Below are 23,885 nucleotides of genomic sequence, written 5' to 3' on the forward strand. Positions count from 1 at the left end.
TTACTCACCTCACCTTATTTACTTGCAAAGTCATATCGCAAAACATTAATGTGACTTAGAAATAGTTACTTCTTCAGGGTCTGCATACACAGCTGGTGCTTCATTGACTGTTGGCACTGGGCTTGCCAATGCACGGCGAATCACACCAATCGCAGCAAAGATCATCACCACCGCTACAATCATAAAGAATGCACAAAGCGCAGCATTGATTTGATTCGACAATACAATCGTTTGCATTTCTTCAAGTGTTTTCGCTGGTTTTAAAATCTCACCCTTAGCAATAGCAGCCGAGAATCTATCTGCTTGCGCCAAGAAACCAATTTTTGGATTTTCATGGAAGATTTTTTGCCAACCTGCCGTCATACAGGTAATGATTAAGAAAACCGTCGGGATAATGGTGACCCAAACATATTTCTCTTTCTTCATTTTAAACAGAATGACTGTACCCAATATCAACGCCATAGCTGCCAACATTTGGTTACCAATACCAAATAACGGCCATAAACTATTAATACCACCGAGCGGATCTACAACGCCTTGATAAACGAAGAAACCCCATCCTGCGACAGCAACTGCTGTACCAACCATGTTTCCAAAAAAATTGTGTGTGTTTTTAAGTGAAGGAACCACAATACCTACAGTATCTTGCACCATAAAACGACATGCACGTGTACCAGCATCTACCGCAGTTAAAATAAACAATGCTTCAAATAGAATTGCAAAGTGATACCAGAAAGCCATCATTGAACGGTTATTAAAAATTTCCGTAATGATGTGTGCCATACCAATCGCAAAAGTCGGTGCACCACCCGTACGCGAAAGAATCGTCGTTTCGCCCACTTCTTTTGCAAGTAAACTTAAGGTTTCTGGTGTTACCACAAAGCCTAAATTTCGTACTGCCTCTGCTGCGGATTCTACAGTTGTACCAAGCACAGCAGCAGGCGCATTAATTGCAAAATACACCCCTGGTTCTAGCACGGTCGCACAAATCATTGCCATAATGGCAACAAATGATTCCATTAACATGCCACCATAACCAATCACACGAATATTTACTTCGTTATCGATTAATTTTGGCGTTGTTCCTGAAGAGACTAAAGCATGGAAACCTGAGATTGCACCACAAGCAATAGTAATGAAGAGGAATGGGAACATTGAACCCGCGAATACTGGGCCAGTACCATCAACAAAATGCGTCACTGAAGGCATTTTTAACATTGGCATTGCAATCATAATACCGATTGCAAGTCCTCCAATTACCCCAATTTTCAAGAACGTAGATAAATAATCACGCGGCGCTAACAATAACCACACAGGTAAAACAGAAGCGACAAAACCGTAAATAATCAAACACCACGTTAACTGTACGCCTGTTAAAGTAAAGAATGGTCCCCAGTATGGATCTGCAGCAACATTACCGCCATAGATAATTGCAGCCATCATCAATACAAAACCAATGATTGAAACCTCTGCAATCTTGCCTGGGCGCAAGTAACGCATGTAAATACCCATGAACAACGCAATCGGTATTGTTGCAGCAATAGAGAATACACCCCAAGGGCTATGTGCAAGTGCTTTCACTACCACCAAAGCGAGTACAGCCAAAATAATGATCATTACGCCAAGCGCACCAAGCATGACCACAATACCAGCAAAGGAGCCTAGCTCCTGCTTTGCCATTTCACCAAGAGATCGTCCATCACGACGGGTTGAAATAAACAAGACCAAGAAATCTTGAACAGCCCCTGCAAGAACAACACCCACTAACAACCAAATAGTACCAGGCAAGTACCCCATTTGTGCAGCAAGAATTGGCCCGACTAAAGGGCCAGCACCCGCAATTGCAGCGAAATGGTGACCAAAAAGGACGTATTTATTAGTCGGCACATAGTCCAAACCATCATTTAAACGATGTGCTGGAGTTAACCGTCTTGGGTTAAGTTCAAAAACTTTAGTTGCAATAAATAAACTATAAAAACGATAAGCAATGCTATATACACAGATGGCAGCTAAAACTAGCCAAACTGCGTTAACATGCTCACCGCGACTAACCGCTAATATCCCAAAAGATACCGCGCCTACAATAGCGACTAAACTCCAAATAAGTTTGGAGGGGAGCGTAGATTTTTGTTGAATCGTATCCATTCATGACCTCATTAAAGATTCATTAAGCAGGTTGGTTTTTTTGTTCGCATTATCTCTGCCGAATTCCTTGTCGACTTTACTCCTTATACTTTAGTCTGCCACTACGACTTTGGCATAAAAAAAGGGATGATTTTTAATCATCCCTTCGATAATAGTCTATTTTTAAACCATTATGCACGTTCTAAATAATCACCCGTACGAGTGTCTACACGAACGCTTTCTTCTTGCTGTACGAATAATGGAACGCGTACTACAGCACCAGTTTCCAATTTCGCTGGTTTACCACCACCGCCAGAAGTATCGCCACGAACGCCTGGATCCGTCTCAACGATTTTTAATACAACAAAATTTGGTGCATTTACATTTAACGGTACGCCATTGAACAACATGATTGTGCAAAGTTCGTTAGAATCGTCTTTTAACCATTTTGCAGCATCGCCCATTGCTGTTTTATCAGCAGCGATTTGCTCAAAAGTTACAGGATCCATAAAGTTCCACAATTCACCATCGTTGTATAAGTAGTTCATTTCTACTTCTACAATGTCCGCACCCTCAAGTGAGTCACCAGACTTGAATGTTTTTTCTAATACTTTACCTGTTTTAAGGTTACGTAATTTAACACGGTTAAATGCTTGACCCTTACCAGGTTTTACGTATTCGTTTTCCATGATTGAACATGGGTTACCGTCAAGCATAACCTTAAGGCCTTGCTTGAAATCATTTGTAGAATAATTGGCCATGACTGGCACACTCCAAACTTGCTAACTTAAAATCTATTAATGCTAGAATAGTCTATTAATGCTAGACTAGCACTATTTTTAACACGTGGCATGATAAACTATTTGTATCAAGAGCAAAACTGGCAATCTCAACTGAGTGACTTAATAACAGACCCTTTAGAGTTGCTTGAAACGCTCCAGTTATCACCAGACCAATTATTATCAGGGGCAATCTTGGCTTCTGAACAGTTCAAATTGCGTGTTCCGCGTGCGTTCGTCGGAAAAATGATCATTGGTGATGCCCTAGACCCACTTTTACTGCAAGTCCTTCCTCATCATTTAGAATTAAATGATCATCCTGAATTTGTGACCGATCCATTGGGTGAAGAACAAGCCAATCAACAACCAGGCGTATTACATAAATATAAATCGCGTTTTTTGCTCACATTAACAGGCGCATGTGCTGTCCATTGTCGTTATTGTTTTCGACGTCATTTTCCTTATCAGGAAAATTTACCGAAGAATGAAGATTGGATCAATATTCGTAATTATATTGAAAGCCAACCTGAGGTGAATGAAGTCATTTTAAGTGGTGGTGACCCACTTACTTTATCGAATCGCAAATTAAAACTCTGGTTGGAACGCTTAGAATCCGTTCCGCAAATTAAATTTTTGAGAATTCATTCACGGGTTCCTATTGTAATCCCCAACCGTGTCGATGAAGAGCTTGTTTCTTTATTAAAAAACAGTAGGCTACGCATAATTCTGGTGGTACACTCAAATCATGCAGCAGAATTAGATGATTTTACCTGCGCCAAACTTGCAACATTGGTTCAGAATCAAATCACCGTTTTAAATCAGTCAGTGTTATTAAATGGGGTTAATAATTCTGCACAAGTTTTAGTCGATTTAAGTTATCGACTATTTGAAGCTAACGTGATGCCTTACTATCTGCATGTTCTCGATAAGGTAAAAGGTGCACAGCACTTTGATTTGGCTTCAAGTGAAATTGATGAAATTTACAAAGAGGTTTTAGCAAGCTTACCAGGATATTTGGTACCTAAACTTGTCAGGGAAATTGCGGGCGAAAAAAACAAAACACCGCTTTTTGGAGTTTCAACTTTCTGAGTTAAATAACAATTATGAATATGAGCACCGCAGAAATGTTTCAAACGCCAACTGAATTAAAGTTGGATGAATTGAGTTTTTGCCAAAGCACGGTGACGGACATTCAGGATTGGGTGTCCAATTTATCTATTTTACAATTAGGTGATTCCTCTCGTGCACTATTTAATGCCCTACTTGAAATTTCTGAACTTCAATGTAGCGAAACTCTCCGCTTTGATTTAATTCATGCTATTCATCCAACCATTGAAAATGTATTAACCAGTTTAGAAAAACATTTTTTTAATCAAGGTTTAATAACAACAGATCGGAATGACCATATTATTGAATTGGCTATGTTATTACGCAGTTGTTTTGCAAAAACATATATTGATATTGCGAAACGCTGTGACCAACAACTAAATCAACAAAAGTTCTCCCTTTTTGCTTTTAGTCAAAAGAAAAATTTACAAACTGCACGTATTCTCTCCAGCTATTATGGTTTACAGCAGCTTGCTCAACTCCTGTATCAACAGCAAATTCTTTATACCAATCCATTGTCTGGCCAATGGTTAGTCACCCACCAGTTAATGGAAAGTGCAATTCAACATAATTTTAGTCAAACCAATATTAATCAATTGCAAGGTACGCAGCACCAACTACAAACGATTAGTCAAATCTATGCACAAATTATTCTTTTAGATATCTTAAACCCGCATCAGATTCGACCATCCGAAATTCAAGGGCTATTCTTATGCAGTTATGATTGGGCAAAGTTAATTCAGGTTTTACCGAAAGAAACGACCTTATCACGCTATATTGTGGATACTTCATTAGACCATCCGCCTGTATTTAATGCACATCAAAATAGTAGTTTTAATCCGACAATTTATATCTCTACTCAAAATTTATTAGACCATCTAACAGAAGCTCAAGGTAAGCATGGTGAATATCTTTCTCGGAATGAGAAAATCTTCCTCACCCCTGCTTTACATTTTCATATTCATAGTTTACTCACCAGTACTGCTGAACGCCGCCATGAACGTTATGAATATTCTGCCCAGCTGCATATCTGCTTCGGTTTAAATGTCGCTCATTTCTATTTGTCGAAAGGCAAAAACTTTAATGAGACACTGAACCTAGATGCACATTACGGTTTACAATCTGAAAGTAATATTTTTAGCTCCATGAATGACAATAATCTGTTAAGTACGAGCAATATTAAAACTTTAGATCGTGAAGCAAAACAAATTTACCCCGCCGAAGTCCTTGATATTAGTGTCAATGGATACCGTATTAAATGGTCTGGAAATACCCCGAAAAATTTGAAAACAGGTGAATTTATTCTTGTGCAGGAAAATGCACAGAGTGAATGGCGTGGTGGCGTTGTCCGCTGGATTAAACAGTCGACCGAGAAAAGTCTTGAACTCGGACTCGAAATGCTAGCGCAAGATATTTTCCCTTGTGCTGTCTATGTGAAGAGCGATCGTAATACGGGCAACTATTATCCAGCCTTATTGGTTCAAACTGCCGAATTGAATGAAGTATCGACCACCCTTATTTTGCCTGGTTCACATTTATTCAGAGAAAAACAAACGATTCATTTACGCTTAGAACAAGACGAACTTAAAGTCTATTTGCTAAAAGCACATTTAATTACGCAAAGTTTTATGCGGTTCGATTTTGAATTACTGAATGATCAACAAGAGCATTTGATCGGAAATTTTATTCAAAAACAGACCAATGAAATTAAGAATCATGATTTATGGGAAGCATTGAAGTGAGAAATCCACTATTGTCCAAAAAATTAAAACGTACGGAAACTCGTTTACTCATAATCGATGACAACCAAATTCGTTTTAATAAAATTTGTGATTTATTAACGACAAGTGAACATCAGGTACATGCTTTTTTATTGGATGACTTACAAACTTTTGAAAAACAACTTCATTTAAATTGGGATATTGTTATTTTTGGTCGTGCCTACGATTTGAAATATGAACAGGCTTTAAGCCTTATTCGCCTGTCTAAACAGCCTGAATTACCGCTTATTTTACTCAAACCCGATGAGTATGAGCCAGATCAATATGTAACTTATATTCGAAAAGGTGTCTATGATGTCGCCAATCTAGATTATCCTGATCGATTCTACTTGTCTTTATTGCGTGCACTTTCTTTTAGTCGCCTGAATCAAGGGCAACAACATCTCATGCAAGAACTTGAAAATGTGCAGACTCAAGCACAAGCATGGGTGAGCGAGAGCAATAAAGCTGTAGCCATTATCCAAGAAGGGATTCATATCGAAGCCAATGAGGAATACCTCCATCTGTTTGGTTTAAAAAGTGAAGATGAAATTATTGGCTTACCTTTACTCGATATATTACAGCCCCAAGACCTAAATGATTTTAAACTCCGCTTTAAGAAAATCTCGCAAGGTCAATTAGATCAAGGGCGTTTTGAATTAACTACGCTGAATAGTCACGCCCAAACAAATCCTTTAAAAATTGAATTCTTAGCAGCCACTGACGATGATGCACTGCAAATCACGATTGAGTTAAATCAAAGTGAAAACATTGCAACAGCTCAACCTACTGTAGCTCAAGTTGAAGCCCCTGCCGCAAAGCCAAAAGCATACCAACTCATTAATAGAACCATAGCCAAGCAACCTGCTGATTGTAATGCGCTTGTGCTTTTCTCACTTGCATCTTGTCCAGAATCTATATTCCAAAAGGACTGGGCAACCTCAAATGCTTATTTTTCTAATATTCAGACCTTCTTAAAAGAACAGACCAACGTTCCATTGTTTAAGGTCAACCATGCCTTATATGCAGGTCTATTCCAAGGCTCTAGTGAAAGTGTATTAGAATCTAAACTGATTGGGTTGAGTGCTTTATCTAAACCACAATTATTAGGCGTAAACCAACACACCTTCCCATTGAATTTAAGAATGGGATATTCGCTGATTAAACACAATATAAAGGATGAGCAGCAATTTCAACTATTAATAGAACAAGCGTACAACACCGCTCTACCTTCTGGGCAACAACAAAATAATATAGAACTTAACCCAATAGCCAATACGAATATTGAGTTAATTGATTCTAGTCTTCATTTGAATCCGCAAGAACACTCTAGCTTATTAAAAGCACTGCAAAAGAGTTTAGAGCATGGTGAAATTCACCTTAAATATCAGCAACTCTATGATAAACAAGACAGTAACCTATACACATACGAAGTCACCAGTGGCTTCATTTATAATAATTCTTGGCAAGATATCACATCAATTCGTGAACTTGCTGATGACTCAGAACTCTCGATTAAACTAGATCGCTGGATTTTAGTTGAAGCATGTAAACAATTACATAACTTTATTACCCAATATCCTGATGCCAAAATTATTGTCAATTTAAATAAAGAAGTTCTCTTCTCTGACCGTACATTCCCTGCGTTTATTGCTAAATTAATTACAATTGTGGGCAGCAAACAGACCCACCCACTCATTCTACAATTCTCTGAAGAAGATATTGCCAAGAATTTAAATGATGCACAAAAATATACAGCTCAGTTAATTCAGAGCGGTGCAGAAATATCATTACGTGAGTTTGGTAACTCGATTTATAGCGAATCTATTTTAAACCAAATGAGTATTAATCATGTTGCCTTACATCCTCAGTTAACGAAGATGCTCGATTCAGACAAATCTACAGAAGATTTACAAGAGCGTATTAATCATTTCCATGAAATTAAAGCAACACAAATGTTATTACGTGAACTGAATAATATGACAATGTTTGCCAACGCATGGAACGTTGAAGCACGCTATCTGCAAGGTGACTATTTCCAGAAAAAACTGGATCATTTAATTGATGTACAAGACCAATAGGTCTTGTACTTTTTGTAGAATTTTAAGATTTCTACAGGCATAAAAAAACGAGCCAATGGCTCGTTTTTTTCAACTGGGCTATTAGTCGCGTTTGATAGAACGAGACATACCAGAAAAACGTTGCTTGAATTTGTCGATACGACCACCAGTGTCAACGTTCTTTTGCTTACCAGTGTAGAATGGGTGGCATGCAGAACATACGTCTAGGTAAAGAGCTTCTTTACCAACAGCTGAACGAGTTTCAATTACGTTACCGCAAGAACAAGTAGCTACTAATTTTTCATATTTTGGGTGAATATCGGCGCGCATGGTCGATTACTCCTAAGTGTAAGAAAGGCTTATGCTGTCATCGCAATTGACCGCTCTTGCATATTGCAAGGAAAGCTTTAAATTAAAGCAGATCAATACCACAACAGACCATTCTTTTGGCCCACCGAGACGGATACCGTCAGAGCTAAGCACAACAAGTGGACAGCATTATACGCCAAATAAATCTAGATAGCGAACTATTCTCCGCTTTCATCTGGATTTTGTTTAGACCAACGATTGGCAATAATACCGCAGACCATCAACTGTATTTGGTGAAAGATCATAATGGGCAGAACAATCATCCCGAGTGGTTGTCCAATAAATAGAATTTGCGCCATTGGCACACCGCTCGCTAAAGTCTTTTTTGAACTACAAAAGAAAATCGCGATTTGGTCTTTACGGTTAAAACCGAATAACTTCGGCAGATAATACGCCAACAACATAATTACAGTTAAAAACACCGAACATGCCAAGACCAAAATCAACATGGTTTGCCAACTGACTTCGTTCCACAGCCCTGCAACAACTGCGCTACTAAAAGCACCATAAACCACCATCAAAATAGAACCTTGATCAAAACTTTTAACCAAGCGCGGTACTTTCATCATATGTGGGTAAACGAGTGGGCGAAACAGTTGTCCCAATACAAACGGGAGCAACAACAATAAGGTAATTTGAATGATGGATGCTGTTGGATCAAATCCATGTTCTGATTTACCCAGAATAAATACACTCACCAATACGGGTGTAATAAACATTCCAATGATATTAGAAAATGAAGCACTACACACTGCACTGGCGACGTTACCTTTAGCAACTGAAGTAAATGCAATTGAAGATTGCACCGTCGAAGGTAGAAAACACATGAACAAGAAACCCCAATACAGTTCTTGCCCCAGCATTGGCAACAGTACAGGTTTTGCAAGTAAGCCTAAAATTGGAAATACCGCAAAGGTGAAAGCAAATACCAATACATGAAATTTCCAGTGCATAATCCCTTGAACAATTGCTTCACGGGAAAGTTTCGCACCGTGTAAGAAGAATAAAATTGCAATTGCGATCGTGGTAATAACACTGAAAAAATGGGCGGCCGAACCAGAAACAGGAAGAAACGATGCCAGTACAACCATGGCAACTAAGAGTAAAGTGAATCGATCCAAGGCAAGAAGCTTGAGCATGTTCATTGCTTAACATCCTGTTATATATATTTTAAAAAAGTAAAGACGAAATAAAACCCAGTAGACAGATTGTACCCGTAGGTCAACTTCATCTTACTGGGCTATTTAAATATTGCTAGCTTTTCAACTGCTATATTCAATATTTAGTTAATCAATAACACAATGCTTAGTTATTGCGTGCATTTGAATCTTGCTGAATCAACTCAACTTTATAACCATCAGGATCTTCAACAAAAGCGATCACGGTTACGCCGCCTTTCATTGGGCCTGCTTCGCGTACAACTTTACCACCACGTGCTTTAATCTCTTCACATGCTTTATAGGCATCTTCAACACCAATTGCAATGTGACCATAAGCATTCCCTAAGTCATACTGATTCGTATCCCAGTTATGCGTCAATTCAAGTACGGTGGTATTGGCTTCATCACCATAACCAACAAATGCCAGTGTGAAACGACCTTCTTCATAATCACGTTTACGAAGCAAAGTCATACCCAGTACTTCGGTATAGAACTTTAATGACTGTTCTAAATTGCCTACACGTAGCATGGTATGGAGCATTCGCATATTATTCATCCTTCAGTTGAAGTTGTTTATTTTGATGATCGCGGAGTAACTTCGCGACCCAAACCACCAGAATTAAAATTGGGATTCCAATTAAAGTGGTCATCAGGAAAAATTTGGGATAACCAATGTTTGTGACTATAGTACCCGAATAACCCCCCAAAATTTTAGGCGTAAGGGTCATCAGTGAGCTAAAAATAGCGTATTGTACGGCAGTAAAAGAAACACTGGTCAAACTAGAAAGAAAGGCAATAAATGCCGCCCCTGCCAGTCCTGAAGCTAAATTGTCGACAATAATGGCAAAATACAACCATAAAGTACTATACGATTTAATCACCTTGCCTGTAATTTGTACGTCTTGCTTTGAATCTGCTGAAGCGAGTATCGGATCTATCGTCAATTCTAACGCAGATTGTTGACTAGATACTTGATAAGGATGGCTAACCTTGACAGATGAAGCAGTTTCCAGCGTATTTAATTGAGCGATCACCTGTTTGTTTTTGGCATGTTCTAACAACTTGCCATCAATTGCTCCACTAAAAATGCCTTGTGCATCTAGTTTTGCAGGATATTGCTGACCGTCTAACCATAAGCTGACGGGCTGCTCTGGCTGTAATTGAGCAGCATCAACACCCTGAATTTGACCTTTGACCACAACGGATTGCTGAACCTCTTTCGGGCTTAAAGCATTATCTGCAGTTAATGGAAATAAGATAATGGCTTTAGCCGCTGAACCCATTAAATAAGGCATCTCTACAGATGATTTTTCATCAGACTTATCAGTAAATGCAACTGAAGCATGAATTTGATTAGACTGACTCAGCACTTGAGCAGGAACATTAAGCTTCCAATAACCCACTTCATCTGCCTGAACTTGATAATGCTGTGTACCAATAGAAACTTCGACTTGCTGCAAAGGTTGACCTGATTTGACCAAGCCAATAAAAATGAGATTGGTTAAACTTGCAAGAATGGCACCAACAAACATCAGTTTCATGATATTCATCCGCTGCGCCAACAAACCGCCTAAGAAACCACCCAAAAGGCTAAAAATGACACCGTAAATTTTCACGGCTTCAGCAATTTGCTCTTTGGTAAAATTCAGATCTTGATAAAAGACATTGGAAATCACACCTGCAATAATGTCTGAAATACGATAAAAACCGATCAACAACAAGAGTACTAAAGCGAGCTTCACCCCATAGCGTTTGAAGAAATCCGCAATCGGATTGACCCACGTTTCAAATGCCATTTGCTTATTCACAGCACCCATTTTGACCAACAATGTGCCAATAACCAGTGCTATAGCGCCTGAAGCCAGAAAACGTAATGCTTCAAAACAAAACAGTAGAAATGAATCTTTGATCGCTAAAGATGCAACCAAAGCTTCGATTAAAGTCCCTGAATAAATATAGGACAAGACAAAACTAATCACAGCAACAAAAAACACCATGACCAAACGATAATAATCTGATCGTTGATATTCTTTATAAACACGATTGACCTGTGGTTCACGAATAATCAAGGTGGTCAGAATACCGACCACCATGACCGCAGCCATAGCTAAATAAGTTGTTTTCCATGCACTATAGATATAATTGCCTTTCGCTGTACCTAATGACGCCGCCAGAAACAACGCCCCTGCACCCGCCACAATCATCCCGATGCGATAACCCGCATTATAAGTCGATGCCAAAACCGTTTGCATTTCTGTTTCCGCCAACTCGATACGGTAGGCATCAATGACAATATCTTGTGTCGCGGCAGAGAAACCTAACAATACCGCGCCAACTGCCATTTGGTACAAATAGCTTTGTCCCAAAGCTGGATCTGAAAATGCCATAATACAAATAGCACAAATAATGAGACATTGTGCAATCAGCAACCATGCACGGCGACGTCCCAAACGTTTCGTCAAAAATGGAACAGGAAGTTCATCAATCAAGGGGGCCCAAACAAACTTAAAAGAATAGCCCAGAGCTGCCCAACTAAAAAAAGTCACGGCACTTTTTTCAATCCCTGCTTCACCAAGCCATAAAGACAGACTAGAGAAGATCAATAAGATTGGAATACCTGCTGAAAAACCGAGGAACAGCATAATTGCAGCACGCCGATCTAGAAATGCCTGAAATGCAGCCTTCCATCCATTTGCTTGAGTTGTCATTAGGTTATTATTTTCTACAAAAAATCATGTGTGCTATTCAACCGTTTAAGTGCTCGGGTTTCAACAGTATTTATGAAATGTTTGCTGCATTTTGATGAGAAAAACAGCGGCTTTGCTTGAATTTTTCCACTAAACCTGTATACCTTAAACCTCTACCGCAATATTTTGTTTTGGATTTCACAGTGACCCAAAAACTTGAACAGATGAATTCTTCTTTATCCACCAACCTTTCAAATAATAAAGCACGAGATCCGCAAAATCACCTGATTACCGCCTTCGAACAAACCGAAATTCAAAACACCTTCAATCAAACACGTTTAAAATCAGAACAACTCACGCATATTCCGAATTTAACAAACATTCCGACTTCAACAAAACGTATTAAACCGCTCAATAATTTTCTTGGACAAGATCGTGCGCGTGCGTCTGTAGAAGCTGGTATTGCTTTACCATATTCTGGCTATAACATTTTTGCTGTAGGTACTGCGGGCTTAGGTAAACGCACCATGGTTAAACGCCTGTTGCAACAGCATGCCAAAACCATGCCTACGCCTAATGACTGGGTTTATGTCAATAATTTCAAATCTTCACGCCAGCCTATCGCACTTCAACTTCCTGCGGGACAAGCACCAAAATTTCAGGCTTTAGTGCACCAAACATGGCAAACCATTTTAAAGCAACTTGAACGCCGCTTTACCACTGAAACTTATCACAATCGGATTGAACTGATTCGCCAACAAACAGGTGATGAACAACAACAAGCTTTGGTTGAATTAACCAAAGAAGGTGAAGAACTCAGCTTAAAATTGGTCACGCGCCATGACGAGCACTGCTTTATTCCTGTGCAATTTAAAGACGATCAAATGCAAGAGATGTCGCAAAAGGATCTTGATGCATTAAATAGCAAACAGCGCGCAGAAATTGTCTCAAACATGCGCTATATGGATAAAAAGCTCGAACGTTTAGGATTACATTTAGGTGATCTGGAAGATGACGCGCGTGACAAAGTGCAAGAGCTGAATCGAGATCTTGCCAATCAAGTGGTTATGCCTCGCATTGAGCTTTTACTCAATAAGTTTTCTAAAGTTGAAGGTTTAGCCGAATACTTAAAACTTTATGCCGAAGACATTATTAACAATGTTGAAATTGTACTTGAGCAAGAAGAAGACGATTTTACACCAGGATTATTTAGCCGAGTACCAGCGCGCTACCAAGCCAATATTATTGTCACTTATAAGCCCAACAGTGGCGCACCTGTGATTTTTGAGGACTTCCCGACCCACTACAATTTATTGGGACATGTTGAACAACTGACTCAACACGGCACGATTACGACTGATTTCACCCTAATTCGCCCAGGTGCATTGCATAAAGCCAATGGCGGATTCTTAATGCTTGAAGCAGAACAATTACTTGAGCAACCTTATGCATGGCAAGGGTTAAAGCGTGCTCTCAAATCTGGAAAATTAAAGCTTTCTTCGCTAGAACATATGTTAACGCTCACAGGCAGTATTTCAATTGAGCCTGAAGCAATACCACTGAATATCAAAGTTATTTTATTGGCAGAACCCGAAGTTTATTACGAAATTTTGGAACTCGAACCTGAACTGGGCAGTGTATTTAAAATTCGTGCCGATTTTACTGACACGCTGCAACGTAATGATGCCAATGAACAAGCCTATATGCAGTTAATTGCAGATTATGTACAAGCTGATAAATTGTTACCTTTTGATCGTTCAGCCTTGGCTGCTTTGCTCACAGATTCGAGCCGCCAAGCCGAAGACCAAAGCTCCCTTTCCCTTCATGCGTTGACATTGGGTGACTTAATTCGTGAAGCTCACCATCATGCTGCACAAGCGGGCGATAAAATGGTGGCAGATATGCATATTAATACGGCCTTACAACATCGTCAGTATCGCTTAGGTTATTTACGTGAACTGTATTGGCAAGATCTGTCTCGTGGGACACAACTGATCGAAACACGTGGGCATCGTCTTGGTCAAATTAATGCTTTGTCCGTCATTCACTATGCAGATGTTGAATTTGGCTTGCCTTCTCGCCTAACAGCCTCCGTATATCAAGGCGGTGGCGATATTCTTGACATTGAACGCAGTGTCGAACTGGGTGGTTCATTACATGCCAAAGGCGTTCTTTTAATGTCGAGCTTCTTAAAAGCACATTTTGGGCGTGAGCAAATACTCCATTTCTCTGCTGCCCTCGCCTTTGAACAAAGTTATGGTCAGGTTGATGGCGACAGCGCGACTGTTGCTGAACTGTCAGCACTCATTTCTGCAATTAGCCAATTACCGATTGATCAGTCATGGGCAATTACTGGCTCTATGAACCAATTAGGTCAAGTACAACCTATTGGCGGCGTCAATGCCAAAATTGAAGGCTTCTTCGATGCCTGTAAACTACAAGGACTTACAGGCAAACAAGGGGTCATTATTCCGCGTCAAAACATGCAGCATTTAATGTTACGTCTTGATGTCCGTGAAGCCGTTGAACAAGGTCAGTTCCATATTCATGCAATTGAAACCATTGATCAAGCTCTTGAAATTTTAATGGCTCGACCAGTAGGCACACTCGACAAAAAAGGTCGTTATAGCAAAGGTTCAATCTACGCAGCGGTCATGGAACAATTGGAATATTGGCAAGCCATTGAAGATGGCGCAGAAATTGAAGAAGCGCCAAAGAAAAAAAAGAAAAAAGACAAGGACAAAAAAGATAAGAAAAAAGCCAAAGCTCCTGAGCAATTGACCGATGAATTGCTCAAAGAAGGGAGTGAAGCGGTCGAAGTGTCTGCAAGTGAGCCAAATCTTAAGCGTTAATTCAATATTAACTCATACAAACAGCCAGCCTTTCGAGGCTGGTTTTTTATACCGTATCAGTAACGAAGGGATAAAAATCACCCAATATAATGAATAAAAAATACTATAAGCCATTTTATTTAAACATTTTTTTGATATTGTATAACACTATAAATCTCTAATAAGACTTGAGAATAAATCGGACATTTCATTTAAACAGATGTCCATCAAAATGACTTTTATCCATAAAAATGAGGCAAGGATGAGCGAAATAGATCACGAAATTATTCAATTATTCAAACAACATATTCATCCGCTATCCTCTAAACTTACCGAAATGCTCAACGAGCATTTTTCACATCAAACCGAACGTAGAGGCTGTGGTTATACACAAGCCACCCGTGTATTGGCTGAATACATTAATACCGCTCGATTGCCTCAAGATTTTTCTGATTTAAAACTGTTTAACCAATTTGAAACCAAGGCGCTCAAAACGCTGCTTGAACAGTCACAGTTTTCAATCTCTGATTGGCATAATTTAGATCAAAATCATGCGGCACATACACTTCCCGACTCAACGCCTGAAGAGCTTAAGCTTGAAATACAGCAACAAATCAAACTCCAACAAAAGCTTCGTGAAATTTCGTCCTACGCAAAACTTGAGGAAAGCAAACTTCTTTGCGAGCTAATTGCCGATATTATTTTACCCAGAAGTTCTATGCAGACAGGTCTGGTGGAATTAAAAGCTTTAGAAGAAAAACCTAAAGTTGGTTCATGCCCAATGGCGGAAAATTTCTTCCTTAAAATCGCGCATGGTCGCATGCTTAGACAAGGTGAAATCAATATTTTTGTCGATGATCAACAACAACCTATTTTATTAGAAAAATTAAACATGGGAGATAATCACTCCTGTATTAGCTTGAAACCTGTTTTAATGAACGGCGTTTGCTTACCTGCGGGATCATTATTTTCTGTGAATTATGACCGCACGCTCATTCAAGAAAAATCACCTAATCAGAAATTCAAGGGTTACATTATGCCTTATTCTGCAATCAATGGTTTTTGGTTTTTACGTCTTACAACCCTAGCTGTTTCACCAGAAAATCGTGAACGTGCATTTACAACACATTATCAACAGCAAGTCGATAATGGACTATTTAGCCCAGGAACAACTCAACTTCAACAATTACATGATATTGCTTTAATGCAGATTCAAGGTTAGTCCCATGCTTCAGGTTTGTTACTCTCCGCAGTACTTCGCACAAACTCATACCAATAGTATGGAGAAATTAACTGCGGTGGCTGAGGCATTAAAACCCTTAGGTATCACCAAGTTCCATGCCCCTGACCCGCTAGCAATAGATATTTTAAAGCAATTACATGCACCCGAATATGTTGATGCCTTTCATACGGGTACACCTGAAAAAATGGCGACATTCCAAGGCTTTAAACCATGGAATACTCAACTTCGTGATGCTGTATATCAAATTAATGCAGGTCAAATTCTTGCGGCTGAATTGGCATGGAAACATCAAATTTCTGCCAATATTGCCCAAGGATTCCACCATGCAATTTATGACTTCGGCAGCTCATTTTGTACGTTTAATGGCTTAGCACTCATCGCTCAAAAATTTCCCAATAAGCGGATTTTTGTACTTGATTGTGATCAACACGGGGGAAATGGGACTGCTGAATTTACCAAGCGATACGACAATTTATTTAATTATAGTATTTATGGTCTTGCGTTTGGCTGCCCAACCTACGAACGCTCTGAAACCTGTCATGTACATAAGCATAATGGTAACTTTAGCCAATATATTCTTGCCATTCACCAAGCCTTTAAAAGAGCAATTGAATGGAATGCCGATCTAATTATTTATCAGGCTGGTATGGACTGTCATCAAGATGACCCTTGCGGTTCTTCTTGGTTTAGTACGGAGTTGATAGAAAAACGTGATGAGATGATTTTCCGACTCGCTAAAAAGCATCAGATTCCACTGATGTTTGTCTTGGCTGGCGGATATCAAGCTTTGCCTGAATTAGTACAACTCCATTTAAGTACCTTTAAAACTGCACACCAAATTTATTATTGAAATGAGAACCAAAAAAAATGCCAATGTGAGTTACATTGGCATTTGAAATGCTTTGATTTTATTAAGAAAAATCAAGACCTTTTTCAAAGCCTTTTAATTCATAACGCGCCATAGCCAAGTTTGATTTAGAGCGGTCGAGTACCAAGTACAAAAATAATGTTTCATTGGTATCTAATGGACGAATTAAGTGATACTGCTTACCTAAAGAAATAAGAATATCTTCAATATTATCATTTAGTTGTAATGCTTTTGCCACTTTGCGTTTAGAACGAATTACTTCAGTATTACCCGCAGCTGCAAGTTCTAAATCTACGCCATTCCCCTGAGTCGCTAAAGCTAAACCACTGTCGCTATCAACTAATGCTGCTGCGACAAAACCATCTAAACTTGTTAAAGCATCTAGACTTATACGTGCCATTTATTGTTTCCTCTTGATATGGGAATTATCCCGTTTAAATTATGATTAGGTGCAGATTATTTATAAGCCAAGTTTTTTACGTAATTTACCAATAAAACTACGGAGTTTATGTCCTTGGCCAGATTCTACTTGTTTTGTATCTTCCTGAAATTTCACTTCATTTTGATTTACAAAACGCCCCAATTGCAGTAAAACAGCACAAGATACAAAATTCAATATCTGATCATGACTTAAATTCAAAAAATGCTTTACATCGCTTATTTTTGCACCATGTGAGAAACATGCTGCCATTTTTAAAAATTCATTTCGCTTCAAATCACGTTCAAATTGAGGCCAAATTTCGAGTTTGAAATTTTGATTGAGGTCAACTACAGGTAATTTCAAATCTGTTGACGCATTTACCACTTTCCACAACCATACGCGTAAATCATAGACTTCTTTATGCTTTGTTATTTCTTGCACAAATTGCGCTGTTGCATACGTTTGATTCAGGGTTGAGTTCAGTTGAATCGTTTTGCCTGCATCCACCCACACTCTTTCTGTTCTGGTATCAATCAATGCTAAAAAACCACTGGCATCAAATAATTGAATAAAACCATTTCTGGGGGTGAATATTTCGGTAAATACTCGCTCGATTGATATTTCAACTTGAGGAGTAATCGTTGGCAAAATTGGGGGGACTTTCATCTCTCTTACGGGTAACGAAAAAGGCATAGCTGTGACTAGAGCCAATTTTTCAGACAGCCATTCATGTAAATGCTCTAAATTTGAAAATGGATAAAATAACTGATCACCAATAATACGGCCAGCATGTTCAACCTTTTTGACTAAGCGCAAATAGGTAATTTGAGGATTACTCAAAACTTTCTGAATCCCTGGTGCATTAAAGAACACATCATTGACCAGCAACAAGTCAATTTTACTTTCAGCAATATTGACCCACTTCACTTGAATGGATGAAGGAAGTGCAAGTAATACCTGTGTTTTAATATGATCTAATGTACTTAAACTCAATCCGAACACTGCAATATTTAAAATATTTGCCATTTTAAATTACCTTAATCTCAAGATTTTAGAACACAATGGACGCATACAATAGATTCAAAATTCAGCATAAAGAGCTTGTTCAAGCCAATGATTTACAATAATTTATGCTAGCCAGATCACTACTTAATTTTTGCAGGTGATATCGCATTTGACCAATCAAAGTGTCTTTATTAGCAACAGCCATTAATACCATTGGGTATTCTGCATGGCCGACGATAGATAAAAAAACTTTTCCATTTTCAGCATCTAAGGTAATCGCTTGGCAACCTTCTAATTTAATCTCTGTAATAAATGCGGAAACCATTGCCATTATTGAACTACTTACCGCAGAAATTTTCCCCTGATTCTGCATCACTTTTTTAGATGCTGATGCCAATTCAAAACCATCTGATGAACTTAGCATTACAAAATCTACACCACTAACAGTGTGTAAAAAATCTCGAAGCTCGTTACGACTATACTCAATTAATGTCTGAGGGAATTCACGTAAAGCTTGCATGGTTTTATACCTATTTATACTTTCGAAAGTATCTGACATTCTAGCGTTGCAATTAAAGTTTCAATCATAAAAAGGACATCATCTTTTTTACGTGCATCTACGGCAAATAATGGATAATTTTTTTGGTGAATCTGCATCCAATCCCGATATACTTTTAATTTTAAGTCATCAACTTTATCTATATGAGTAATGCCAATTACAATATTGGAACCTTGTTTTTCAAATGCTTGTAAATAAAATTCTAGCTCCAACAAGCGCTCTACACGGCTATGATCAATCAGCAATACAATACCTATCGCTCCTTTACAGACAATTGACCACATAAAATCAAATCGGTCTTGCCCTGGCGTTCCATATAAGCCTATTTGGGTACCATCATCTAAGCTAATCTCACCATAATCTATACCAACTGTAGTTAAACTTTTCGAATGAGCTTGCTTATCTGTATTTTTAGCTTCTGTACTGATTACAGAAATATCCGACAAAGCTTTAATGGCTGCAGTTTTACCCGCCCCCATGGTCCCACCAAATACTATTTTATGCTGCTGTAAAATCATGAAGTGTCTTGGACTTATTGTGTGACTTAGATCACATTATATTACACTTATTGACTAAAAACACCCACTTTTCACCTACATTGTTCATGTTATATAAATTTAAATTTTATTCATTAATAGTTACTCTAAAAAACTGCTGCCATAATTAAATTAAAAGCTATATTCTTCAGCTAGATATTAATGTAATTGATTAACTCTAAGTTTTGAACAAATAATTAATAGCAGATTTACATATATACACTATTCATATTTACATTCCATTTTGATATCATTTTTTACCAATAATTACAAATACTTAACATTTTTTGATCATACTTCCAGCAAATTTACTTTATATTTTGTCTATCCCTTAGTCGGATAGAACAAATAAAAAGGAAACTTCTTATGAATAAATTGCTTATTGCTTTAGGTCTTGCTACTGCTATGACTTTGGTTGGATGTAGTAAAGAAAAAGCCCCAGAAACAGGTGCAACAACAGGCGAGCATTTGGAAAATGCAGCTCAACAAGCGAGCCATGATATGGAAAATGCGGCAAGTGAGGCTGCTGCCAAAACTCAAGCTGCAACGAATGAAGCTGTGAATAAAATTGATACTGCAACGGATGAGGCTGCTGCTAAAACCGAAGCTGCTGCAAAAGGCGTGAAAGATGCGGCAAAAGATGCAACAGCACATGTTGCGGGTGCCGTTGAACAAGGTGCTGGAGATGTAAAAGAAAAAGCACAACAGTAATATTTAATAAAAAAACACCCTGCTATAGGGTGTTTTTTATTGCCTATAAAACGTAGGGATTTAACCGTAATGCTATGAAAAAACGCCTATACCCATCATAAAATTACGCTCACTTTAGGATTTCTCAAAACATATTTCTAGATGAAATAGTGAATATTATTTGCTTATTTTATTGAGCTTGGGCACAGTAAAGTAAATATATGGAGCCTGATTATGTCTTTATTAGAACAACTAGAAATTAAACATCCTATTTTTCTAGCCCCTATGGCAGGTATTTCAACACCCACATTGGCAGCAGAGGTTTCTAATCAAGGCGGATTCGGTTCACTAGGCTTAGGGGCGAGTTCTATAAGTTCTGCGCGCGACCAAATCCTTGCAACTCAAGCCTTAACTGATCGTTCATTTCAAGTCAATTTTTTCTGCCACCAAAGCCAAATTTTGGATCAAACAATTGCAGCGCAATGGATCGAATATTTAAACCCTCAATTCTCGCGCTTAAATGTCCCAGCTCCGCAACAGCTCGAATGTATTTATCCAAGCTTTTTAGACAATGATGATTTTTTGAATCTTGTGCTTGAAACACGTCCTAAAGCTGTAAGCTTTCATTTCGGTATTCCGCACACACATCAAATAACAGCATTAAAAGCTGCGGGCATCATCACTATGGTCTCTGCGACTAATTTGCCTGAAGCACTTGCAATTGAAGCAGCAGGAATAGATGTCGTGATTGCACAAGGAATTGAAGCAGGTGGTCACCGAGGTATTTTCAACCAAAATATTGATGGTGCAATCAAAACCTCCGATTTAGTACAACTGCTGAGCCAACATTGCCATATACCCGTGATTGCAGCAGGTGGAATAATGACGGGTCAACAAGCATATCTAATGCTAGAGCTTGGCGCTCAAGCTGTTCAGCTCGGTACAGCGTTTGTACAATGCAAAAGTTCAAATGCCAATGCCGCTTATCGTAAAGCATTATTGGATATCCTTGCTGTTACACAAATTACAGACAGCATTTCTGGTCGTCCAGCACGTGGATTAGTGAACACTTGGCATACTGAAATTGATCAACCTAACCGTCCTACCGTACCCGCTTATCCATACACATATGACTTAGCCAAACAATTAAATGCCGCAGCGATTCAACACGGTGACTATGGTTATGGCGCATTTTGGGCAGGCTCTAATGTCGCTCAAATTCGTGAATTGGAAGCTGCTGATCTCATCAATCAACTGGTTTTAGAATTAAGTCAGGCGCAATAAATAAAAAGCCCAGCAATCGCTGGGCTTTTGACATAAGACATCTATACATCAAGCAAATTAATCTGTTCGACTTGAACATCATGCATGGTTTGCCCTTCGCTTAATAATAAATTGAAATAGTTCTCAACGACTTGGGCCTGCTCCGCTGTCGTTTCAACTTTATACATGTTCTGACGGAATTCATTACTTGCTCGTAGTCCTTTGGTATACCAAGCAATATGCTTACGTGCAATGCGACAGCCTGAATATTCACCATAGAATTGATAGAGTTCGGTCAAATGCCCCAGTAGAACTTCTTTGACTTCAGAAATCTGTGGTGCAGCCAAGTGCTGCCCAGTTGTTAAATAATGTGCAATTTCTCTAAAAATCCAAGGTCGACCCTGTGCTGCACGCCCAATCATAATTGCGTCTGCACCAGTATAGTCCAATACATATTTGGCTTTTTCAGGGCTATCAATATCGCCATTGGCAATTACGGGAATACTCAGCAATTGTTTAACTTCTTTAATTAAGTCGTAACGTGCCGTATTTAAATACATATCCTCACGGGTCCGCCCATGCAATGCCAAAGCAGCAATACCTGCCTGTTCTGCTCGTTGCGCCACACGCAAAATATTTTCATGCCCATTTAAAAAGCCCAAACGTGTTTTGAGCGTGACGGGTACATCTACAGCAGCAACAACTTCATCTAAAATTCGCGCAACCAAATCTTCATCTTGTAATAAAGCTGAACCAGCCAACTTATTACAGACTTTTTTGGCAGGACATCCCATATTAATATCGACGATTTGTGCCCCATTTGCGACTTGGTAACGGGCAGCCTCTGCCAAATCTTTAGGATCGGAACCTGCAATTTGTGCTGAAATTGGTGCTAATTCACCATCAAAATTGGCACGATACAAACTTTTCTTACTCATACGTAAGGTTTTGTCCGCTGTCATCATTTCACTGACCGCATGACCAGCACCAAAGTATTTACAAAGCGTGCGAAACGGACGGTCTGTCACACCCGCCATAGGAGCGACCCAAAGTTTCTTATCTATTGATCTATCAAACAATTCTTTAATCGTGTTGTTTTGACTCAATTTCTTAAACCTCGTTTAACTTCGTTTAGTCGCTTCTAGTTGAGTTTTAATGATTTTTTCTAAACCCTATTTGCACCTTATAAAAATTATGGTGTAAATTGCATGGGAATAATCACTAAATGCCAACTCGCAAACGTTACAATACACGATAAAGCTCAAGTCTGAGTTCAGTATGAAAACTACCCACCATTGAAGGCTTCAAAGAATTTCAGTAAGTAATCACGTACAGATGCGTGAATAAAACGAACTGAAACAGAAATTGAATTAAATCCAGGAAGAATACTTCACTCAACGACTGAGCTTAAGTACAAAACATTGGCTAGATTTATTGATCAATACAAGGAAGGGTCGCTAGAACAAAAACAGGCGCTTTAAAATTGATGGCTAGTGTAGAGATTTCAGAGAAAAATATCTATTCATTAACATGACAAGATTTTTCAAACTTTACAATTGTGCATGATACAAGTGATCAAATCACTGGTCATGATGGGATTCCCCCTAAGAGCTGTACGGATTCACGCTGAATATGTTTGAAGTGTACCCTACATGTTATTGCTGTCTTTAAAAAAGGTGATGATTGCGTTTAAGCCGTTGCAAGAGCTTTACCCACTAAAGATGGACGTTGAGTAGGTTTATCTAGATCGTTGACTTTATGTTTTTATTTTCGTGAATGACATCAAATTTGGATAAAATTAATGCTATTTTGTTTAAAACAATCAACAATGCCACAATCGAATAGATTTCACAGCACAACTCTCCCTTTAGATGAACTATACAAAAATCAAATATGATCCATTACTGCTCAAGAAAATTTCTAAATTATTTTCTAAAACAGTGAGGGATTTTCTCCCCCACGTCTTATTGATCTAGAATTTTACCAAATCCCCTTTCAATGCCACGCCTGCTAGTGCCATACCTTTCGCACATTGGTAGGTGGTGGTGCTACGTGTTTCATTCGACTTATAGAAACTCACCAGATTAGTCACAGCATTTGCACCATTGGCTTTGGCGCTATTTTGGAATTGAATCAATGCTGAACGGAGGACATGATCGCATGAAGTTTCTGCAGACTTGGCAAAACCATTGGTCTTTTTATTGGTCACTAAGCCCTTTTTAATCACCTTGCCGCCCGACTTGGTTCCTGCCAAATAAAATTTTACCGAGCCATCCAGCACGCCATCTGCAACAGCACGATTCACTGCTTCTTGAAACTTAAAATCATACATTTTATCGGCAGCCTGAGCTGATGCAATCGCACCTAAAGACAACACAGCGACTGCACAGATTTTTTTGAATAACATTGTTCTACCCTTATTT

The 23,885-nt window shown here is 38.8% G+C and carries 20 protein-coding genes; 8 read left to right on the forward strand and 12 right to left on the reverse strand.

What is annotated here, in order from left to right; all coding sequences use genetic code 11:
• Positions 1-45: 45 nt before the first annotated feature.
• Both E0H82_RS04025 and efp read right to left on the reverse strand, forming a co-directional pair.
• Positions 46-2,145, reverse strand: a complete 2,100-nt coding sequence (locus E0H82_RS04025) for a carbon starvation CstA family protein (RefSeq protein ID WP_131263255.1) — start codon at positions 2,143-2,145, stop codon at positions 46-48.
• Between the two features lie 170 nt (positions 2,146-2,315).
• Positions 2,316-2,885, reverse strand: a complete 570-nt coding sequence (efp, locus tag E0H82_RS04030; protein ID WP_116759278.1) for an elongation factor P — start codon at positions 2,883-2,885, stop codon at positions 2,316-2,318.
• 90 nt (positions 2,886-2,975) lie between these two features.
• Between efp and epmB the strand changes: the two genes are divergently transcribed.
• From epmB to E0H82_RS04045, 3 genes are read left to right on the forward strand one after another with little or no spacing between them, the layout of a single operon-like run.
• Positions 2,976-3,992 (forward strand): EF-P beta-lysylation protein EpmB, encoded by a 1,017-nt coding sequence (gene epmB, locus E0H82_RS04035; RefSeq protein ID WP_131263257.1) that lies wholly within the window; start codon positions 2,976-2,978, stop codon positions 3,990-3,992.
• Positions 3,993-4,006: 14 nt separating this feature from the next.
• Positions 4,007-5,752, forward strand: coding sequence for a GTPase (locus tag E0H82_RS04040; RefSeq protein WP_131263259.1), 1,746 nt, complete (start codon positions 4,007-4,009; stop codon positions 5,750-5,752).
• Positions 5,734-7,851, forward strand: a complete 2,118-nt coding sequence (locus E0H82_RS04045) for an EAL domain-containing protein (protein ID WP_131263261.1) — start codon at positions 5,734-5,736, stop codon at positions 7,849-7,851. The genes E0H82_RS04040 and E0H82_RS04045 overlap by 19 nt, the downstream gene beginning before the upstream one ends.
• Positions 7,852-7,932: 81 nt before the next feature.
• Here E0H82_RS04045 and rpmE read toward each other — a convergent pair whose 3' ends face one another.
• The 4 genes from rpmE to E0H82_RS04065 form a co-directional block, all read right to left on the reverse strand.
• Positions 7,933-8,160, reverse strand: coding sequence for a 50S ribosomal protein L31 (gene rpmE / locus E0H82_RS04050; RefSeq protein ID WP_116759274.1), 228 nt, complete (start codon positions 8,158-8,160; stop codon positions 7,933-7,935).
• A gap of 197 nt (positions 8,161-8,357) precedes the next feature.
• A complete protein-coding gene (locus E0H82_RS04055; RefSeq protein WP_131263264.1) occupies positions 8,358-9,344 on the reverse strand; it encodes a bile acid:sodium symporter family protein in 987 nt (328 codons plus the stop codon).
• A gap of 160 nt (positions 9,345-9,504) precedes the next feature.
• Positions 9,505-9,906 carry a lactoylglutathione lyase gene (gloA, locus tag E0H82_RS04060; protein ID WP_131263266.1) on the reverse strand — a complete coding sequence of 134 codons (402 nt, stop codon included), beginning with the start codon at positions 9,904-9,906 and terminating at the stop codon, positions 9,505-9,507.
• 1 nt (position 9,907) lies between these two features.
• Complete coding sequence (locus E0H82_RS04065; protein WP_131263268.1) at positions 9,908-12,067, reverse strand: AmpG family muropeptide MFS transporter; 2,160 nt, start codon at positions 12,065-12,067, stop codon at positions 9,908-9,910.
• A gap of 182 nt (positions 12,068-12,249) precedes the next feature.
• On the opposite strand from E0H82_RS04065, the gene E0H82_RS04070 reads away from it, so the two are divergent.
• The 3 genes from E0H82_RS04070 to E0H82_RS04080 all read left to right on the forward strand — a co-directional run bounded on the left by E0H82_RS04070 (position 12,250) and on the right by E0H82_RS04080 (position 16,970).
• The gene (locus E0H82_RS04070; protein WP_131263270.1) at positions 12,250-14,898 is read left to right on the forward strand and encodes a Lon protease family protein; all 2,649 of its coding nucleotides are present in this window, start codon (positions 12,250-12,252) and stop codon (positions 14,896-14,898) included.
• 241 nt (positions 14,899-15,139) lie between these two features.
• Positions 15,140-16,099 (forward strand): hypothetical protein, encoded by a 960-nt coding sequence (locus E0H82_RS04075; protein WP_131263272.1) that lies wholly within the window; start codon positions 15,140-15,142, stop codon positions 16,097-16,099.
• Positions 16,100-16,103: 4 nt separating this feature from the next.
• Entirely contained in the window at positions 16,104-16,970 is an 867-nt protein-coding gene (locus E0H82_RS04080; protein WP_131263274.1) for a histone deacetylase, read from the forward strand.
• 61 nt (positions 16,971-17,031) lie between these two features.
• Here E0H82_RS04080 and E0H82_RS04085 read toward each other — a convergent pair whose 3' ends face one another.
• The 4 genes from E0H82_RS04085 to E0H82_RS04100 form a co-directional block, all read right to left on the reverse strand.
• On the reverse strand, positions 17,032-17,388 hold the full coding sequence (locus E0H82_RS04085) for a roadblock/LC7 domain-containing protein (RefSeq protein WP_131263276.1): 357 nt from the start codon (positions 17,386-17,388) through the stop codon (positions 17,032-17,034).
• 60 nt (positions 17,389-17,448) lie between these two features.
• Positions 17,449-18,435 carry a hypothetical protein gene (locus E0H82_RS04090; protein ID WP_131263278.1) on the reverse strand — a complete coding sequence of 329 codons (987 nt, stop codon included), beginning with the start codon at positions 18,433-18,435 and terminating at the stop codon, positions 17,449-17,451.
• Between the two features lie 79 nt (positions 18,436-18,514).
• Positions 18,515-18,934 (reverse strand): roadblock/LC7 domain-containing protein, encoded by a 420-nt coding sequence (locus E0H82_RS04095; protein ID WP_131263280.1) that lies wholly within the window; start codon positions 18,932-18,934, stop codon positions 18,515-18,517.
• A gap of 14 nt (positions 18,935-18,948) precedes the next feature.
• On the reverse strand, positions 18,949-19,491 hold the full coding sequence (locus E0H82_RS04100; RefSeq protein WP_131263282.1) for a GTP-binding protein: 543 nt from the start codon (positions 19,489-19,491) through the stop codon (positions 18,949-18,951).
• 384 nt (positions 19,492-19,875) lie between these two features.
• On the opposite strand from E0H82_RS04100, the gene E0H82_RS04105 reads away from it, so the two are divergent.
• Positions 19,876-20,220 (forward strand): hypothetical protein, encoded by a 345-nt coding sequence (locus E0H82_RS04105; protein WP_131263284.1) that lies wholly within the window; start codon positions 19,876-19,878, stop codon positions 20,218-20,220.
• 213 nt (positions 20,221-20,433) lie between these two features.
• Positions 20,434-21,483, forward strand: a complete 1,050-nt coding sequence (locus E0H82_RS04110) for an NAD(P)H-dependent flavin oxidoreductase (RefSeq protein WP_131263286.1) — start codon at positions 20,434-20,436, stop codon at positions 21,481-21,483.
• Positions 21,484-21,524: 41 nt separating this feature from the next.
• Here the strand turns inward: E0H82_RS04110 and dusB are convergent, their stop codons facing one another.
• Both dusB and E0H82_RS04120 read right to left on the reverse strand, forming a co-directional pair.
• Positions 21,525-22,541, reverse strand: a complete 1,017-nt coding sequence (gene dusB / locus E0H82_RS04115) for a tRNA dihydrouridine synthase DusB (RefSeq protein ID WP_265937187.1) — start codon at positions 22,539-22,541, stop codon at positions 21,525-21,527.
• A gap of 893 nt (positions 22,542-23,434) precedes the next feature.
• Positions 23,435-23,869: an excinuclease gene (locus E0H82_RS04120; RefSeq protein ID WP_131263290.1), complete on the reverse strand. Its 435-nt coding sequence runs from the start codon at positions 23,867-23,869 to the stop codon at positions 23,435-23,437.
• Positions 23,870-23,885 lie beyond the last annotated feature (16 nt).

The organism is Acinetobacter sp. ANC 4910, assembly GCF_004331035.1.
Lineage (GTDB): Bacteria > Pseudomonadota > Gammaproteobacteria > Pseudomonadales > Moraxellaceae > Acinetobacter.

What these genes read in the sequence shown, in the direction of transcription:
- E0H82_RS04065 (WP_131263268.1), bottom strand. Translation starts at nt 12,067, where the DNA reads ATGACAACTCAAGCAAATGGATGGAAGGCTGCATTTCAGGCATTTCTA.
- E0H82_RS04100 (WP_131263282.1), bottom strand. Translation starts at nt 19,491, where the DNA reads ATGATTTTACAGCAGCATAAAATAGTATTTGGTGGGACCATGGGGGCG.
- E0H82_RS04095 (WP_131263280.1), bottom strand. Translation starts at nt 18,934, where the DNA reads ATGCAAGCTTTACGTGAATTCCCTCAGACATTAATTGAGTATAGTCGT.
- epmB (WP_131263257.1), top strand. Translation starts at nt 2,976, where the DNA reads ATGATAAACTATTTGTATCAAGAGCAAAACTGGCAATCTCAACTGAGT.
- E0H82_RS04025 (WP_131263255.1), bottom strand. Translation starts at nt 2,145, where the DNA reads ATGGATACGATTCAACAAAAATCTACGCTCCCCTCCAAACTTATTTGG.
- efp (WP_116759278.1), bottom strand. Translation starts at nt 2,885, where the DNA reads ATGGCCAATTATTCTACAAATGATTTCAAGCAAGGCCTTAAGGTTATG.
- E0H82_RS04055 (WP_131263264.1), bottom strand. Translation starts at nt 9,344, where the DNA reads ATGAACATGCTCAAGCTTCTTGCCTTGGATCGATTCACTTTACTCTTA.
- E0H82_RS04120 (WP_131263290.1), bottom strand. Translation starts at nt 23,869, where the DNA reads ATGTTATTCAAAAAAATCTGTGCAGTCGCTGTGTTGTCTTTAGGTGCG.
- E0H82_RS04110 (WP_131263286.1), top strand. Translation starts at nt 20,434, where the DNA reads ATGTCTTTATTAGAACAACTAGAAATTAAACATCCTATTTTTCTAGCC.
- rpmE (WP_116759274.1), bottom strand. Translation starts at nt 8,160, where the DNA reads ATGCGCGCCGATATTCACCCAAAATATGAAAAATTAGTAGCTACTTGT.
- gloA (WP_131263266.1), bottom strand. Translation starts at nt 9,906, where the DNA reads ATGCGAATGCTCCATACCATGCTACGTGTAGGCAATTTAGAACAGTCA.
- E0H82_RS04080 (WP_131263274.1), top strand. Translation starts at nt 16,104, where the DNA reads ATGCTTCAGGTTTGTTACTCTCCGCAGTACTTCGCACAAACTCATACC.
- E0H82_RS04045 (WP_131263261.1), top strand. Translation starts at nt 5,734, where the DNA reads ATGGGAAGCATTGAAGTGAGAAATCCACTATTGTCCAAAAAATTAAAA.
- E0H82_RS04075 (WP_131263272.1), top strand. Translation starts at nt 15,140, where the DNA reads ATGAGCGAAATAGATCACGAAATTATTCAATTATTCAAACAACATATT.
- E0H82_RS04085 (WP_131263276.1), bottom strand. Translation starts at nt 17,388, where the DNA reads ATGGCACGTATAAGTCTAGATGCTTTAACAAGTTTAGATGGTTTTGTC.
- E0H82_RS04105 (WP_131263284.1), top strand. Translation starts at nt 19,876, where the DNA reads ATGAATAAATTGCTTATTGCTTTAGGTCTTGCTACTGCTATGACTTTG.
- E0H82_RS04090 (WP_131263278.1), bottom strand. Translation starts at nt 18,435, where the DNA reads ATGGCAAATATTTTAAATATTGCAGTGTTCGGATTGAGTTTAAGTACA.
- E0H82_RS04040 (WP_131263259.1), top strand. Translation starts at nt 4,007, where the DNA reads ATGAATATGAGCACCGCAGAAATGTTTCAAACGCCAACTGAATTAAAG.